General features: G+C 54.2%; 16 protein-coding genes and 1 tRNA gene. 9 read left to right on the plus strand and 8 right to left on the minus strand.

The annotated features are described in order from the left end of the window. Positions 1-231: 231 nt before the first annotated feature. From kduD to ACMGGH_RS01155, 4 genes are all read right to left on the minus strand, one after another. Complete coding sequence (gene kduD / locus ACMGGH_RS01140) at positions 232-993, minus strand: 2-dehydro-3-deoxy-D-gluconate 5-dehydrogenase KduD (protein ID WP_232948837.1); 762 nt, start codon at positions 991-993, stop codon at positions 232-234. Positions 994-1,056: 63 nt separating this feature from the next. Next, complete coding sequence (kduI, locus tag ACMGGH_RS01145; RefSeq protein WP_045260916.1) at positions 1,057-1,893, minus strand: 5-dehydro-4-deoxy-D-glucuronate isomerase; 837 nt, start codon at positions 1,891-1,893, stop codon at positions 1,057-1,059. A gap of 234 nt (positions 1,894-2,127) precedes the next feature. Then, positions 2,128-3,306, minus strand: a complete 1,179-nt coding sequence (locus ACMGGH_RS01150; protein WP_028014300.1) for an acetyl-CoA C-acetyltransferase — start codon at positions 3,304-3,306, stop codon at positions 2,128-2,130. Between the two features lie 93 nt (positions 3,307-3,399). Further along, positions 3,400-4,266, minus strand: coding sequence for a LysR family transcriptional regulator (locus ACMGGH_RS01155; RefSeq protein ID WP_045260917.1), 867 nt, complete (start codon positions 4,264-4,266; stop codon positions 3,400-3,402). A 104-nt stretch (positions 4,267-4,370) separates the two neighbouring features. Between ACMGGH_RS01155 and ACMGGH_RS01160 the strand changes: the two genes are divergently transcribed. Continuing rightward, positions 4,371-4,832, plus strand: coding sequence for a multidrug/biocide efflux PACE transporter (locus ACMGGH_RS01160; protein WP_232948836.1), 462 nt, complete (start codon positions 4,371-4,373; stop codon positions 4,830-4,832). A gap of 119 nt (positions 4,833-4,951) precedes the next feature. Next, positions 4,952-6,181, plus strand: a complete 1,230-nt coding sequence (locus ACMGGH_RS01165) for an amino acid permease (protein WP_155026233.1) — start codon at positions 4,952-4,954, stop codon at positions 6,179-6,181. A 36-nt stretch (positions 6,182-6,217) separates the two neighbouring features. Here ACMGGH_RS01165 and ACMGGH_RS01170 read toward each other — a convergent pair whose 3' ends face one another. Together ACMGGH_RS01170 and yjdI are read right to left on the minus strand one after the other, a co-directional pair. Then, complete coding sequence (locus ACMGGH_RS01170) at positions 6,218-6,490, minus strand: GNAT family N-acetyltransferase (protein ID WP_048957332.1); 273 nt, start codon at positions 6,488-6,490, stop codon at positions 6,218-6,220. A 10-nt stretch (positions 6,491-6,500) separates the two neighbouring features. Continuing rightward, positions 6,501-6,731 carry a 4Fe-4S mono-cluster protein YjdI gene (gene yjdI, locus ACMGGH_RS01175; RefSeq protein ID WP_041908367.1) on the minus strand — a complete coding sequence of 77 codons (231 nt, stop codon included), beginning with the start codon at positions 6,729-6,731 and terminating at the stop codon, positions 6,501-6,503. 178 nt (positions 6,732-6,909) lie between these two features. Here yjdI and ACMGGH_RS01180 point away from each other — a divergent pair, with 178 nt between their 5' ends. From ACMGGH_RS01180 to ACMGGH_RS01210, 7 genes are all read left to right on the plus strand, one after another. Then, entirely contained in the window at positions 6,910-8,550 is a 1,641-nt protein-coding gene (locus ACMGGH_RS01180; protein ID WP_232948835.1) for an ATP-binding protein, read from the plus strand. Then, on the plus strand, positions 8,534-9,229 hold the full coding sequence (locus ACMGGH_RS01185; protein WP_232948834.1) for a response regulator: 696 nt from the start codon (positions 8,534-8,536) through the stop codon (positions 9,227-9,229). The genes ACMGGH_RS01180 and ACMGGH_RS01185 overlap by 17 nt, the downstream gene beginning before the upstream one ends. 168 nt (positions 9,230-9,397) lie before the next feature. Further along, positions 9,398-10,486 (plus strand): ABC transporter substrate-binding protein, encoded by a 1,089-nt coding sequence (locus ACMGGH_RS01190; protein WP_028014307.1) that lies wholly within the window; start codon positions 9,398-9,400, stop codon positions 10,484-10,486. A gap of 79 nt (positions 10,487-10,565) precedes the next feature. After that, positions 10,566-12,335 carry an ABC transporter permease gene (locus tag ACMGGH_RS01195; protein WP_232948833.1) on the plus strand — a complete coding sequence of 590 codons (1,770 nt, stop codon included), beginning with the start codon at positions 10,566-10,568 and terminating at the stop codon, positions 12,333-12,335. After that, on the plus strand, positions 12,328-13,398 hold the full coding sequence (locus ACMGGH_RS01200) for an ABC transporter ATP-binding protein (RefSeq protein WP_047367452.1): 1,071 nt from the start codon (positions 12,328-12,330) through the stop codon (positions 13,396-13,398). The genes ACMGGH_RS01195 and ACMGGH_RS01200 overlap by 8 nt, the downstream gene beginning before the upstream one ends. Positions 13,399-14,569: 1,171 nt before the next feature. After that, a complete protein-coding gene (locus ACMGGH_RS01205; RefSeq protein WP_064909925.1) occupies positions 14,570-14,926 on the plus strand; it encodes a hypothetical protein in 357 nt (118 codons plus the stop codon). Positions 14,927-14,939: 13 nt separating this feature from the next. Then, positions 14,940-15,281, plus strand: a complete 342-nt coding sequence (locus ACMGGH_RS01210; RefSeq protein ID WP_044858681.1) for a hypothetical protein — start codon at positions 14,940-14,942, stop codon at positions 15,279-15,281. Positions 15,282-15,797: 516 nt separating this feature from the next. Here the strand turns inward: ACMGGH_RS01210 and ACMGGH_RS01215 are convergent. Next, a tRNA-Gly gene (locus tag ACMGGH_RS01215) sits at positions 15,798-15,871 on the minus strand. 80 nt (positions 15,872-15,951) lie between these two features. Continuing rightward, positions 15,952-16,695, minus strand: a complete 744-nt coding sequence (gene actS / locus ACMGGH_RS01220; protein ID WP_041908359.1) for an amidase activator ActS — start codon at positions 16,693-16,695, stop codon at positions 15,952-15,954. Positions 16,696-16,822: the final 127 nt, after the last annotated feature.

The following is a 16,822-nucleotide window of genomic DNA, read 5'->3' on the forward strand; positions in this document are numbered from 1 at the left end:
TATGGATTATTTCGCTATGGCATAGCGATCTGTGATGGACATTACAATTTCAACTAATGCTGGATAATCACCTAATTTTACTAACGCCTTAATTTTTAAATAATAAAAATGTGATGGCAGTCATCTATGATTTTTAAGTATGGATTTTTCGTGTTTATCAATATGGACTTTGACAAATTTTAAGCAAAAAAAACCTCCGCCGAAGAGCGGAGGTATTTGTCATAAGTAGGGTTATCGCGCCAGCCAGCCGCCATCAACCGCGACGGTATAACCATTGATATAGTCCGATGCCGGGGAAGCCAGGAACACTACCGGCCCCATCAGATCGCTCGGCAGCCCCCAGCGGCCCGCCGGAATACGCTCCAGGATCGCCGCACTGCGTTCTTCGTCCGCGCGAAGCTGCTGGGTGTTGTTGGTGGCCATGTAGCCCGGCGCAATCGCGTTGACGTTGATGTTGTGCTGCGCCCATTCGTTCGCCAGCAGGCGGGTCACGCCCATCACCGCGCTTTTCGACGCGGTGTAAGACGGCACGCGGATGCCGCCCTGGAAGGAGAGCATCGAGGCGATGTTAATGATCTTGCCGCCCTTGCCCTGCGCGATGAAGTGCTTCGCCGCCGCCTGGGACATAAAGAACACGCTCTTGATGTTCAGGTTCATGACGTCGTCCCAGTCGGTCTCGCTGAAGTTAATCGCGTCTTCACGGCGGATCAGCCCCGCGTTGTTGACCAGAATGTCGATATGACCAAATTCCGCCACCGCGCGATTCAGCAGCTCCGGAATGGCGTCGATTTTACGCAGGTCGGCGGTCAGGCTGAGAAAACGGCGGCCCAGCGCGGTTACGCGTTCGATGGTTTCCGTGGGCTCAACGATGTTAATCCCGACGATATCACAGCCCGCTTCCGCCAGGCCTAACGCCATCCCCTGGCCCAGTCCGGTGTCACACCCGGAAACCACGGCCACTTTACCCTGCAGAGAAAATGCATCCAGAATCATGTTTGTTCCTTACTCTTTCAGCGCCTGTCATCAACAGGCAGATGTATGCTTAACTGCCCGCGACTAGCGCAGATCCTTAACCGCGACGTGGTCCATGTCATCGAAGACCTGGTTTTCTCCAACCATCCCCCAGATGAAGGTATAGGCTTTCGTCCCCACGCCGGAGTGAATAGACCAGCTGGGTGAAATCACCGCCTGCTCGTTATGCATGACGATATGGCGAGTTTCCTGTGGCTGTCCCATCATGTGGAACACGCAGGCGTCTTCATCCATATTGAAGTAGAAGTAGACTTCCATGCGGCGTTCGTGGGTATGGCACGGCATGGTGTTCCACAGGTTGCCTGGCGCAAGCTCGGTCAGCCCCATGCTGAGCTGGCAGGTTTCCAGCACATCCGGCACGAAGTATTTATTGATGGTGCGGCGGTTGCTGGTGAGGTTGTCGCCCAGCGTCACGGGCGCAACGTCTGCGGGCGTTACTTTTTTGGTTGGATAAGCGGTGTGCGCCGGGGCGCAGTTGTAGTAAAACTTCGCGGGTTTACCGCCGTCGATGCTGGCAAAGACCACCTCTTTCGCCCCTTTGCCGACGTACAGCCCGTCGCGGTGGCCAATCTCGTAGCACTGGCCGTCCACGGTAATCGTGCCCGGCCCGCCAATATTAATCACGCCCAGTTCACGACGCTCCAGGAAGTAGCTTACGCCCAGCTGCTTGCCTACTTCACCGCCCACGGAGACGGTTTTCGCCACCGGCATAATGCCGCCCACGATAATGCGGTCGATGTGGCTATAGACCATGGTGTACTTATCGGCTTCGAACACCTGCTCAACTAAAAACTCGCTGCGCAGTCCCTGAGTATCCAGCGTTTTGGCGTGCGCGCTGTGGATGCTTTGTCTGACGTCCACGGTAACCTCCAGATGTGGTCATGCCCGAAGGCAGAAATTAAACGAAACGACGTTTTGTTTTATGATGAGCACATACTAGCGGCATAAAATAGGGTTTTCAATTGCAATTAAAACAACGTTTCATTTTTTATTTTTGTTTATAACAGAAATGACGCGCGGATCACGATTACTTCCCATGAAGAGAAGAACACGATAAAAAAACCTCCCGAAGGAGGTTTTTTAAGCGAGGAGAAATTAGCGTTCGATGGCGAGCGCCACGCCCTGTCCGCCGCCTATACAGAGGGTAGCGATCCCTTTGCGCGCGTTTCGCTTTTTCATTTCATGGACCAGCGAAACCAGGATTCGGCAGCCGGACGCGCCGATGGGATGCCCTAACGCAATTGCACCGCCGTTCACGTTGACCCGCAGCGGATCCCACTCCAGCATTTTGCCGACCGAGATCGCCTGCGCGGCAAAGGCTTCGTTCACTTCGATCAGATCGACATCCGAAAGTTGCCACCCTGCGCGCTCCAGGCAGCGACGGGTAGCGTAGACCGGCGCAATCCCCATCAACGCTGGATCCACGCCCACGCTGGCAAACGCCTTAATGCGGGCCAGCACGGGGAGATCGAGCTCAAGGGCTTTGCTTTCGCTCATCATCATCACGGCGGCGGCACCGTCGTTAATGGACGAGGCATTGCCCGCGGTGACCGAGCCCTGCGTTTCAAACGCGGGGTTCAGTCTCGCCAGGCCTTCCGCGCTGGCATCTGTGCGCGGCTGTTCATCGGTATCGACGACGATCGCCTCGCCGTTCTGACGCTGCGTGCTGACCGGGACAATCTCGTCGCGAAAGCGACCGGAATCAATCGCGGCACGCGCTTTTTGCTGCGAACTGAGCGCATAGGCGTCCTGCAATTCGCGGCTAATGCCGTACTCGCGCGCCAGGTTTTCTGCCGTCACGCCCATATGATAGTCGTTGAACGCATCCCACAGCCCGTCATGCACGAGGCTGTCGAGCAGCTGGCTGTTGCCCAGCTGCGCGCCGGTTCGGCTATCGGTGAGAACGTGCGGCGCGCGGCTCATGTTCTCTTGTCCGCCAGCTATAACCACATCCGCTTCACCGCACTGAATGGCCTGGGTGGCGAGATGCAGCGCTTTTAACCCTGAACCACAGACGTCGTTGATGGTAATGGCGGAGACGGTGTTGGGCAGCCCACCCTTCAGCGCCGCCTGACGCGCAGGGTTTTGCCCGGCACCGGCCGTGAGAACCTGCCCCAGGATCACCTCATCAACTTCATGGGCTGCGATCCCGCTACGTTCCACCAGCGCTTTAACGACCACGCTGCCCAGATCAACCGCCGAGTGACGCGCAAGCGCTCCCTGAAAACAGCCGATAGCCGTACGCAACGCACCCACTATTACGACATCTTTCATCACGACCTCTGTGTTAAATGACATGACGATAGTAGAGGATTGTTACTGGCAATTATCTTAATTGTTTAAAAATAGTGAGTTTAATCACAAGGATTAGCGTGCATCCTGCAGATACTGCCGCAGCCAGCTTCCGGCCACGCCGGGAGGGGATCGTTTATTCCACAGCAGATCGATGCCGATCGCCCGTGGCCAGCCGGGAACATTGAGCTGTACCAGCGACTTCGCGGCGGCGAATTCAGCCACCAGCGCGCACGGCAGCACGCACCAGCCGAACCCCTGGACGGCCATACTCAGCAGTAACAGGTAGTTCGGCGCTGACCAGACGGGCCCGCGCGCGATCTCAGCCTCGCGCTCAAGGTAGGTGCTGAGCCTCAGTTCCCGCCAGCCGTGCAGCTCGTCGCTCTGCACCTCGTGTTGTCCGGCGAGCGGATGCGTGGTCGCGGCATATATCGCCATTCGGGTCTGCATCGGCAGCCGGGTAGCGCCAATATCCGTAGGATAACCGTCTCGCGCTTCCGTCAGCCCCACCTGCGCGCGCTCCTTTTGCAGCAGATCGATCACGTCCTCTTCCTCGCCAATCAGGCATTCGAACTCCGTGTGGGGAAAGCGAGCGTCAAACTGCTTCATCAGATCTTCAAGCACGTCGGGGTTGAGGGTATCGGAGAGGACAAACGTCAGACGCGCCTCCGTTTGTGCCGTTAACGACACCGCCAGCTCATCCAGCCGCGTGCTGGCGGCGAGAATGGCCTGCACATAGCCCAGCACCTGTTCCCCCTGGACCGTTAACACCGGCTGGCGCGCCGAGCGGTCAAACAGTTCGAAACCCAGATCGGCTTCAAGATTGGCAATGGAGGTGCTGATCGTCGACTGGCTTTTACGCAGCCTGCGCGCGGCAGCAGAGAAAGAGCCTGCCGCAACGGTCTCAACAAACGCGGTAAGAGCTTCAGGTGAATAGCGCATAAACTATCTACTTTATCGATGGATACCATCTTTAATATATCAGCTTTAGCGATAAAAATAGGCTACATCAACGCCCATACCGGTGAATAAATGAGGTCTACACTATGCAACATCAGGATGCACTCCAACGTAAGCTGCCGGAGCGGATCTTTCATGCTGTCTGTTTCGAAGGGATTGCCACGGCAATTCTCGCCCCCACGGCGGCATGGCTGATGCAGCGCTCGGTGGTGGAGATGGGTGGGTTAACCATTATCCTGGCTACCACCGCCATGCTCTGGAACATTATCTATAACTTCGGCTTCGACCGTTTCTGGCCTGCCCAGCGCGTAAAACGCACGGCAAAAGTGCGCGCGCTGCACGCCCTGGGGTTCGAATGCGGGTTTATTGTAATCGGCGTGTCGATTGTCGCCACCGTGCTGGGCGTAACCCTGCTTGAGGCATTCACGTTAGAAATTGGTTTCTTCCTGTTCTTCCTGCCATACACCATGTTCTATAACTGGGCATACGATAACCTGCGTGAGAAATTCCTTAAGCGTCGCCAGCAACGACGCACTCTGGCAGGCTAAACCTCCGCTGGCCGGACGCTTATTCCGGCCAAACTCCGTCGAAGCAACTGCGCTCTTCAGGCATAATTATGGTAAATTGCACGCCATTCTGATGGTTTGTTAGTTGAAACGTTGCTCTAATGTCGAAAATTTGGTCAAAAGATGAGACTCTCTGGAGTTTCGCTCTCTATGGCACGGCCGTGGGCGCAGGAACGCTCTTCCTGCCCATTCAGCTGGGCTCCGCAGGCGCTATTGTCCTGTTTATCACCGCCCTCGTGGCCTACCCGTTAACCTACTGGCCGCACCGGGCGCTGGCACAATTTATTCTCTCGTCCAACACAAAAGGTAATGAAGGGATCACCGGCGCCGTCTCCCACTACTATGGTAAGAAGATTGGCAATCTGATCACCACGCTCTATTTCATCGCCTTCTTTGTGGTGGTGCAGATTTATGCGGTGGCCATCACCAACTCGTTAACCGAGCAGCTGGCAAAACACCTGACGGTAGATACCACCGTTCGCGTGCTGGTCAGCCTGGGGGTGGTGCTGGTATTGAATCTGATTTTCCTGATGGGACGGCATATCACGATAAAGGTGATGGGCTTCCTGGTGTTTCCGCTGATTGCCTATTTCCTGTTTGTCTCGATCTATCTCACCGGCAGCTGGCAACCCTCGCTGCTGACCAGCCAGATGGCCGTGGATCGCCATACGCTGCACCAGGTCTGGATTTCGATTCCGGTGATGGTGTTTGCGTTCAGCCATACGCCGATTATCTCCACATTTGCCGTTGACCGTCGCGAGAAGTTTGCCGACGCCGCTATGGATAAATGCAAGAAGATCATGAAGGTGGCGTACCTGATTATCTGCCTCAGCGTGCTGTTCTTTGTCTTCAGCTGCCTGCTTTCTATTCCACCGTCGTACATTATGACGGCCAAAGAGGAAGGGGTGACGATCCTGTCTGCGCTGTCGATGATGCCCTCTTCACCGGCGTGGCTGGGGATTTCCGGGATTATCGTGGCGATCGTAGCGATGTCGAAATCGTTCCTCGGCACCTATTTTGGGGTGATTGAAGGGGCGACGGAGATCGTGAAGTCGTCGCTAAATCAGGTGGGGATTAAAAAGAGCCGCGCCTTTAACCGCGCGATTTCCATTATGGGGGTGTCGTTAATCACCTTTGCGGTCTGCTGCATTAACCCGAACGCCATCTCAATGATTTACGCCATCAGCGGCCCGCTTATCGCCATGATCCTGTTTATCATGCCGACGCTGTCGACGTATCTGATCCCTTCCCTGAAACCGTACCGCTCCATTGGCAGCCTGCTGACGCTGATCGTCGGCGTGCTGTGCGTGTCGGTGATGTTTGTTGGCTAGACATACTCGTGCCCGGCGTGCTGCCGGGCGCGTTATTTACGCCCGAATATCGTCATATTCCCGCGTCTTATCAAACTCATGCTTCGCAAACGGGCACAGCGGAATAATTTTGCGGTTCTCACCGCGCATCTTCTCCACCACTTTCGCCACCAGTTGTTTACCGACGCCCTGCCCTTTCAGGCTCTCATCCACATCAGTATGCTCGATAATGCTCAGGTGCTCGCCGGTCGGCACGAAGACAATCTCCGCGACCTGGTTGCCGTTCTCATCATTCACGTAAAACTTGTTATGGCCTTCCAGAATTTCCATGGTTCCTCGCTTATTTTTGGCGATACTTCAGCGCACCGCTCGGGCAGGTATCAATCACGCGTACAACCGTTTCAACGTCCACTTCATCGGGAATGATCCACGGCTTACGTTTCAGATTAAACAGCTTTGCGCTGCCACGCACGCAGTTACCTGAGTGTTTGCAGATCCCGGTATTAAAGTAAACGTCAATTTTCTCGCCGGTATAGGCCCGGTACCCCTCATCCAGTAGTTCTTTATCCATGACATTGCCTCTGTAATTATTATCTTGCTGAATGAAGCATAGCCTTACGGGATCCTGATGGCTATAACGCCGAAAACGAAAAGCCAGGTCACAACTCTTTTCTCGCCAGATTGCGTCCGCTATTGGCACATGTCAGGCTCCGCAAATCTCTCACTTTCATAGGGCTAGCACAGGTGGAATGAAACGCAGACTCTCTTTTCAGGTAAAGCTGTTTTTAGCGCTGGTGTGTTTCTCCTGCCTGCTGTTAGTTCTGCTGGGAACGATCCTGTTTCATTTTATTGACCGACAGCTACACCACGATTTGGGCCAGCGCGCCCGGGTTCAGGCCAGTGAAATCGCCCTGATACCGGGTCTGGGGGAAATGGTGGCAGCCAGAGATATCCCCGGTATCGCCCGCTTAATACAGCCGCTGCGTGCCGAAAGCGATGCCAGCTATATTGTGATTGGCGATACCCGGGAACAGCACCTTTATCATTCGGAATCACCGGAGCGCATTAATTTACCGATGATTGGAGGGGATAATGCGGAGGTGTTAAAAGGCAAAACCATTATTTCCGTGCGTCAAGGCGGGATTGGGGTGTCGCTGCGCAGCAAAGCGCCAATCTTTAATGCGCAGCATCAGGTAATTGGCATCGTCTCGGTCGGCTATCTGACCTCGTATATCGCCAATATTAACGCCCGCATTCTCTGGCAGGCTGGACTGTACGGTATTGCCCTTCTGCTGTTGCTGTTTATTTTCTCCTGGCTGTTTACCCGCAATCTTAAAAAGCAGATGTTCCGCCTTGAGCCGAAAGATATCGCCCAGTTGGTTTTGCAGCAACGCGCGCTATTAGAAGCTATGTACGAGGGGGTATTTGCCATCAATGAAGAGAAGCAGCTGATCTTAATTAACCGGGCAGCCAGGGAGATGCTGGATATTCATCAAAGTGAGAAAGAACTTATCGGCAAACCGCTGGAAGACGTTCTGCAGACGTCGCCGGGCTTTTTATCCCAGCGCTACGCCTCGGTAAGCGCTGGTCGCCACGACCAGATCGCAGTGCTTAACCAGCGAGAGGTGATCGTTAACCGCGTGGCGATTGAGGTCGAACCCGGCGTTGAAAGCGGCTGGGTGTACAGCTTTCGCGACAAAAACGACATTAACACCCTCAGCAGCCAACTGAGCCAGATCAAGCGCTATACGGACAACCTGCGCATTATGCGCCACGAGCAGCTGAACTGGACCGCGACGCTGGTGGGGCTGCTGCAGATGAAACATTATGACGAGGCGATCCGTTACATCCAGGTGCAGTCAGAAGGCGCGCAGCGCGTGCTGGATTTTGTCTCCGCCCATTTTGTCTCTCCGGCCCTGTGCGGGCTGCTGTTAGGAAAATACGTCAGCGCGCGCGAAAAAGGCGTTGAACTGCAGTTTGACCCGGCCTGCCAGCTCACCCGCATGCCCGGCACGCTCAACGAAACGGAGCTAATGTCCATTATTGGTAACCTGCTGGATAACGCGGTGGACGCGACTCTTAAGGCACCGGTCCCCGCGCCGGTGGAACTCTACATTTCTGACCGCAACCAGGAGTTGTTGATAGAGGTGGCAGACAAAGGCTGCGGTGTGGATGAGGCGGTGAAGCCACACATTTTCCGCCAGGGATTCAGCAGCAAACCGGAAAGTGAAAACGACATTGTGGGTACCGAGCACGGTATTGGCCTGTTTCTGGTGGCAGGCTATATCAGGAAAGCGGGCGGCAGCATAGAGATCGCCGACAACACGCCGCAGGGCACCATTTTTTCTGTGTTTATTCCCAATGGACAACCGCATGACCCAACCACTTGACGTTGTGATCGTTGAAGATGAACCGCACCTGGCGGAGCTGCATCGCGAGTATATCGAGCAGAATTTTCACTTGCGCGTGGTGGGCATCGCCGCGTCGATTGAGCAGGCATGCAGCCTGATTCGTCAGCATCAGCCGCGGCTTATCCTGCTGGACAACTATCTCCCGGACGGTAAAGGCGTGGAGCTCATCGATAACCCGCTGTTGAAAAGCTATGAATGCTCGGTGATCTTCATCACCGCCGCCAGCGATATGCAGACCTGCAGCCATGCCATGCGCAGCGGCGCGTTTGACTACCTGATCAAGCCCGTCTTTTTCCAGCGCCTGCACGCCTCGCTGGAGCGGTTTATGCGCTTCGTCCACACCGTGCAGCAGGTGAAGGTAGTCGACCAGCACGCGCTGGATCGTCTGTTTAATCTGCCTGCCGCGGAAGTCTCCATTACGCCGTCGACGAAGGGCATTGAACCCCAAACGCTGGAAAGGATTAAACGCCTGTTCGCCGAACATCCCGACAGCGCGATGTCGGTTGAAGAGGTGGTGGAAAACGTGGGGATCAGCAAAACCACGGGGCGTCGCTACCTGGAATACTGCGTGGAGAGCGGGTTAATCATCGTCGAAATGCTGTATGGCAATATTGGTCATCCACGGCGGCTATACCGCAAAGCCGACGATAAACCGTAATCCGAAACCGTTCGCAGGCAAACGTTCGTGGATTTTATGGTGTTAATTGCTGAAACGATGGTGACAGTCACACTTCGGAATCATTGCCCGCGCCTCCCTATTGTCGGAGGCGCGCTTTACGCTATGTTGACAATTAGTTCCTCAAATGTAACTAAAAGGTTAACTATAATGTCGAACACGTTCCGAATTTCTCTGCTTACCGCTACCGTACTGTTCTCTGCTTCTGCACTCTCTGCCCTGCCGCAGGGCTATCCTGCTGAGTATCAAAAAGTTGTCGATGCCGCCACCAAAGAGGGCAAGGTGGTGATTTACTCCACCACCGACACCAAAGCCGCCGGGCCGCTGATTGCGGGCTTCGAAAAAACCTACCCGGGCATCAAAGTTGAATACAACGACATGAACAGCACCGAGCTGTACAACCGTTTTATCAGCGAACAGGCCTCCGGTGGCGGTAGCGGCGACGTGGTCTGGAGCTCCTCAATGGACACCGGGCTGAAACTCGCCACCGACTACGCCATGGAGTACAAATCGCCGGAGCAAAGTCAGCTGCCGAAATGGGCAGTCTGGAAAGATAAGGCATACGGCACCACCTATGAGCCAGTGGTCTTTATCTACAACAAGCGCCTGATCCCGGCTGGCGACGTGCCGGATTCTCACGCCGCGCTGGCGAAGCTGATTGCCAGCCAGACGGACAAATTCAAGAGCAAAGTCACCACCTACGACATCGAAAAATCGGGTCTTGGCTTTATGCTTTCCGTGCAGGATCACAAGGCCGATCCAAACTACTTTAAAACCCTGGCCGACGTCGCCAAAGGCGGCTTAGCGGTGCAGTCATCAACGGGCACCATGATGGAGAGGGTTTCCTCCGGTGAAAACCTGATCGGCTTTAACATCCTCGGATCCTATGCTGAAGCCCGCGCGAAGAACGATCCTTCTCTCGGCATTTCTTACCCGAAAGATTACACGCTGGTGCTCTCGCGCGTGTCGTTCATCAGCCAGCAGGCGCAAAACAGCAATGCGGCAAAACTGTGGCTGGACTATGTGCTGTCTGAAAAAGGGCAAAGCATTCTGGCCAGTCAGGCGGATATTCCCTCCATCCGTAACGATATCGAAGGCAAAAATGATATTGACGGCCTGACCAAAATCCTCGGTAACGCGCTGAAGCCGATCCCGGTTGATGAAACGCTGCTGGAGTACCTGCAGCCGAAAAAACGCCTGGAGTACATCAAAGAGTGGCGTGCAGCCGCCGCCAAATAAGCGTTCGGGCGCGGCGCACGCCGTCGCGCTCCCTGTCGACTGAGTTCGTTTTATTGGGCTGCAACACCAGGGATACCCCATGAATACATTACGCAGAAAGTGGCAAAGCCTGCCGCGCGGCATCGTCGTGCTGATAACCGCTCTGGTTATCTACACGCCGCTGTCATTTATCGTGATACAGAGCTTCCTGTCCGCTCCGTTCTTTTCTCCGGCAAAAGAGTGGAGCCTTGAATCATTTGGCTTTATCTTCACCGACCCTGATTTCTATAAGGCCCTGAGAAGCGGTTTTATTCTCGCCTTCGGGCTGGTCATCATCGCCATTCCGCTGGGTGGCGTGCTGGCGTTTCTGATGGTTCGCACCGACCTGCCCGGCCGCCGCCTGATTGAACCGCTGATCCTGGTCCCCATTTTCGTATCGCCGATGGTGCTCGGCTTTGGCTATGTGGTGGCTGCCGGTCCCGTGGGCTTTCTGTCCCTGTGGGCGCAGGCGCTGATCGGCTTTGTGCCGTGGAACATCTACGATATGTCGAGCATCGTGGTCATTGCTGGCCTGACGCACGTGCCGCATGCCTATCTCTATATTTCATCCGCGCTGCGCAGCGTCGGCTCTGATGTGGAAGAAGCCGCGCGCATTGCGGGTGCCTCTCCGCTGCAGGTGATGACCTCGGTCAGCCTGCCGATGGTGCGCCCGTCGATCCTGTACGCCATCGTGCTGCTGTTCTTCCTCGGGCTGGAAGTGTTTGGCCTGATGCTGGTGCTCGGCGATCCGGAAGGCAATATGGTGCTGGCAACCTACCTGTACCAGCTGACGAACAAGCTCGGCACACCGTCATATCACCTGATGGCGGCGGTTGCCGTGGTGCTGATTTGCATCACCATCCCGCTGGTGATGCTCCAGCGCCGTCTGATGCGCACCGCCAACCGCTTCGTCACGATGAAAGGGAAAGCCTCACAGGCTCGCGCGTTACCGCTGGGCAAATGGCGCTGGGTTGCCGGGGCGGTGGTTGCCTTCTGGCTCACCGTCACCATCGGCGTGCCGCTGCTCGGCGTGGTGCTGCGCGCGTTTATCTCCAACTGGGGTGTGGGCGTTTCGCTTTGGGATGAGCTTTCGCTGAGCACTTTCCGCACCATCTGGGCACAGCCCAACCTGCTGCGCGCCATCGTCAACTCCATGGCAATTGGGGTGATTGGCGGCGCGCTGGCCGTGGCGTGCTACCTGTTCGTCGGGATTGCGATGCACCGTAAACCGGATAACACCACGCGCTTCCTGGACTACAGCGTGCTGGTGCCGCGCGCCGTGCCTGGCCTGCTTGCCGGTCTGGCGTTCCTGTGGGTGTTCCTGTTCCTGCCGATGTGGCTGGACAACTCGCTGAAATCCGGCTGGCTTTCCGGGTTCGCCTGGACCGACTGGATGCGCGAGAACGTCATCGTCTGGCTGCGTTCGCTGCGCAGCACCATTTTCAGCGTCTGGCTGGCCTATACCGTGGTGTGGATGGCTTACGGGCTGAGGCTTATCTCTTCCACGCTGCTGCAGGTGGGGCCAGAGCTTGAAGAAGCCGCGCGCAGCAACGGGGCGACGCGCGGGCAGATCACCCGTCATGTGACCATTCCCCTCTCCCGCTACGGTCTTATTGGTTCGTGGCTGCTGATGTTTCTGATCTTTGAGCGCGAATACTCAACGGGTGTGTATCTGCTTTCCCCCGGCACGGAGACCATCGGTTCAATGCTGGTTTCCCTCTGGGCCGCGGGTGCCATTGATATCGTGGCGGCGCTCTCTTTCATTAACATCCTGCTGGTCGTGGTAGGTCTGGGCATTGCCCTTCGTTTCGGAGTGAAAATACATGATTGAATTAGCGGTTGACGATCTGCACTTAACCTACGGCGACAATCCTGTTTTAAAAGGTGTCTCCATGAACCTGAAGCGCGGCGAAGTAGTCTCCCTGTTAGGCCCCTCCGGCAGCGGTAAAACCACCCTGCTGCGTGCCGTCGCGGGTCTGGAAAAACCGACGCAGGGGTCGATTGTCATTGGCAACAATAAAGTTTACGACGGCACGCCGCGCAGTGAGATCCCGGCAGAAGAGCGTAACCTGGGGCTGGTGTTCCAGTCCTATGCCCTGTGGCCGCACAAAACCGTGTTTGAGAACGTGGCCTATCCGCTCAAACTGCGTAAAGTTCCGGCCAAAGAGATCCAGCAGCGCGTACAAGACGTGCTGGACCAGCTGGGTCTGGGCCATCTTGGCAAACGTCACCCGCACCAGCTCTCCGGCGGGCAACAGCAGCGCGTGGCGATTGGCCGGGCGCTGGTGTACAACCCACCGGTGATTTTGCTGGACGAGCCGCTTTCCAACCTCGACGCCAAGCTGCGCGAAGAGGCCCGCGTGTTCCTGCGCGAGCTGATTATCAAGCTCGGGTTATCCGCGCTGATGGTGACGCACGACCAGAACGAAGCGATGTCCATATCCGACCGCATCCTGCTGCTTAACAACGGCAAAATTGAGCAACAGGGCACGCCGCAGGAGATGTACGGCTCGCCGAAAACGCTGTTTACCGCCGAGTTTATGGGCAGCAACAACCGCCTGCACGGCAAGGTCACCGAAGTGCGCGACGGCAGAGCGCGTATCGAAGGGAAAGGCTGGGTGCTGTGGGGCCAGGCCGGTGAAGGGGTACAGAGCGGTAATGACGCTACGGCGGTGATCCGGGTCGAACGCGTGGCGGTGGTTGAGGGGCCAGGGGAAAATCAGCTTGAACTGCCGCTGCTCACCAGCATGTATCTTGGCGACCGCTGGGAGTACCTGTTCCGCACGCCGGGAGATGATTTTGTCATTCGCGCGTACGGGCATGAGGTTCGGGATCCGCAGCACTGCCATCTTTCACTGCCGGAGAAGCATGTTTGGGTGTTCCCGAAAGGGTGAGTGTGAGAGGAAAGGCTGCAGGATGCGGCCTTTTCTGTTGTGTATTATGAGTGCATGCAATCTATCATATGTTAAATGGAGCAAAAATTAAGCAGAGAAAAACCTTGTAACAGCAAGTTTTCTCATGCTGGTGAAGCTTAGCACGGAAAGGTTAAGCACATAGCTGGATGAAACATCCCTAAGATATTTGGTGAAGATCAACGCATTTTGCGGAGGGCCTGGGCTGGCGGTCTAGCAGATCACCAACAGTTCCGTGACTGATTATTTTCAGCACCAGAGACGAATACTCAATCGTGTGTTTATCTCATGGTTACCAGTAACATGAATCCACATACTCAAAATCATGTTGAAGAAATCAGCACTCGATCAAATTTTGAATTTTTTTTCTTAATTATTGACATGTCTTCCAGGCCTTACGGTACGAGGACTTAGCCTTTTTTACCCTTTCACAGCCTTAACTTAACGTCAAAATAAACCCTTGTGCACAAAAGAATCATCTCTAAAATATCGACTATGTGGGGCCGCCATTGATTGACCACCCCCACATGTAGTGCTGCGCCTGAATTTTAGGCATAAAAAAAACCGGATTCATTTGCATGAACCCGGCTTACAAAGCATGACCAATACGAGTCGCCAAACCCGTATGAATCTTAGCCTTGCCTTCATTTCTGACGGCTTGATTGTGCCTGGCAAAGAGGATCATGTAAACCATAAAATGACGCTCATAAGGAGCATTGCATGACCATTTGTAAACTGTCACACCGTTACAATACTCTTTTCATCAGCTTACCTCACGATCAAGGTGGTGAAGGTCGCCATAAATGTTGCGGCTGCGCTTACGATCAGGGTTACCGTGCAGGCTTGGCTCGCACAGGGCAAGTTTGGGTAGACTTAGCCGCCTTACCTGATAGCCAAGCGGGAACCGTTCGCCACAAAAGTCCTCAAGCAGCGTTCGCTGATGGTTATCGTGATGGTGTGCGTGAATCTTACCGTCGCGCTGGTTAATGTTGACGAAGGGGCTTCATGCCCCTTCCTTTTTACGGAATAGACCGCCCCAAGTTTTTATAAGATTGACTTTTACGGTTTGAGATCCCCCCATTCATAACGCCTTATTTGCTCTTATCCATTCCCTCTGTAAAATGTTACTTTTGTTAACATCCTAAGGCCTCCCATGAAAAAAGCTCTCATAATCGCGCTTTCGTTATTCTCCTTACCTATACTCGCAGAAGAAGATCAGGGACCTGGAAAATATATTTGTGACATTCGCATATCCAGCCAAGACACAGCTACCAAAATTCTGTCGAGAGCCTCGACTGTTCTTGATAATGAAAATAACTTCATCGTCCAAATGCCCAATGGTGATCAGTTGTATTCCCCTGAACTGGAAAACACTGATGATGGATTAAAACAAAAAGCCGAAAAAGGTGGCGTGACCTTCATTCGCCGTCCAACCTTTGGCGATAGGTTCATTGTAGAAGATGCAAATACAGGGTTCTTCTATAAGATGCGCAACTGTGAGAAGAAATGAGGTAAGTCAGAGAATGAAAAACATAGTATTGGCTGTACTGTGCCTTCTCCCTAGTCTCGCTTTTGCTAACGGATATAAAGTCGTAACGAAAGATGGTGGCAGGTCTTTGACATACTATGCAGGTCAAGTGACTTACTCTCGGCTCGACAAGCAAATAAAATGTACCTTTAAAAGTTCATCCAAAGGCATTGATCAGGAAGGGAATGCCTACAATGCAGACGGTTTTAGTTGCACGAAAGATTTATATGTTGTGACTAAGCTCTGGATTGATACAGGAATGAGGGCAATCATTGAGGTTGATCCAAAGACCGAAAAAAGAGATGTCTTTCAAGTTGATAGCTATAAGCCGTATTAAGGTCTTTATTAGCAATTTTAGACAATAGCGGCCATAAAGCCCCGTTAGTGGTACAAGCAACAAGCGGAGCATAGCGACTGCATCAAGCCAACCTAGTTGGTTTCGCTTTGCGAAAGTCACCAGTGACCAAATAAGATTATCAGAGGGATCACACCTTATCAGGGTGCTCGTGTACCTTTCGGAGCATGAGCGAAGCGCTGGCAGAGCCTGAATTTCGTGTGCAGGTACGTTTCCACTATTCACCTGTTTACGTGGCTCATAGGGTCACACATCGGGCTTAAATGCGTGTGATCAATCTGTTCGGGAGTTATGCCAGGTATGCGGCTTTTTGTTCGTTGTTGTGCTGTCGCGGTAAGATCCAGGAACCACCGCCAGCGTGATGATATGCTCCCTTGTACCACAGACCAATCACGCGACCGGTGCGGGCGTAGAACAATGGGTAGTTTAAGTTGTACCTGCTAACGCGGGGAAACGTAACTAACTGATAAATCATAACTTGTTGATTTATCAAGAGATTGGAGCGGGCGAAGGGAATCGAACCCTCGTATAGAGCTTGGGAAGCTCTCGTTCTACCATTGAACTACGCCCGCTTTGAGGTGCGTAAGGCATTATAGACCTTACGCACCTTCATACAAGCCTCTTCACAACTAACCGGCGATTAAATAATCACTTAGCACTTCGGTTTGCTGCCGGGCGCAGGAAGGTAACGCTGCGGATCGATGGCCGTCGCCTTATAGCGGATCTGGAAGTGCAGCTTCACCGAATCGGTACCGGTGCTGCCCATGGTGGCTATCTTCTGCCCCGCCTTCACGTTCTGCCCGTTGTTAACCAGCATCGTGTCGTTATGCGCGTAGGCGGTGATGTAATCTTCGCCATGCTTAATCATGATGAGGTTACCGTAGCCGCGCAGTTGGTTACCGACGTAAACCACCTTCCCTGCCCCGGAGGCATAAACCGGCGTACCGCGCGCAGCGGCGATATCAATACCCTTGTTGCCACCCTCAGAGAGTGAGTAAGGGGCGACCACTTTACCGCTGGCAGGCCAAATCCAGCAGCGCTGTCCAACCGGCGGCCATGACGATTGCGGTACCTGATAGGACGGCGTCACTTTGGCGGTTTTGCCTTTCGATGAGGATTTTTTGCCCGAGGATGAACTGCCGTTCACCTTGAGCTTTTGCCCCACTTCGATGGTGTACGGCGGAGAGATGTTATTCAGGCGCGCCAGATCCTTCACGCTGGTCCCCGTTGCGCGCGAAATCCGGTACAGCGTATCCCCGCGCTTAACGGTATAGACCGAACCGGAATAGCTACCCATATCCGACGATTTGCTTCCTGAACAGCCAGCCAGGAATAGCGTCAGCGTCAGGCAAAAGATGGCGATGATGGGGTTTCTCGTCAGGCTTCCTGCAAACAAAACAGATCCTCGGTCAGCGTGAATGGCGCACTATGATACCAGCCCGGAGAGATATGGGTCAGCCCTTTTCCGCTCCTGGAAACAAACCGTTCGTATAAGATTGCCGTATAATGCTCCCTGTTGATGG

Source organism: Enterobacter sp. BNK-16 (assembly GCF_048684955.1).
In the GTDB taxonomy this organism is placed as follows: Bacteria; Pseudomonadota; Gammaproteobacteria; order Enterobacterales; family Enterobacteriaceae; genus Enterobacter; species Enterobacter bugandensis.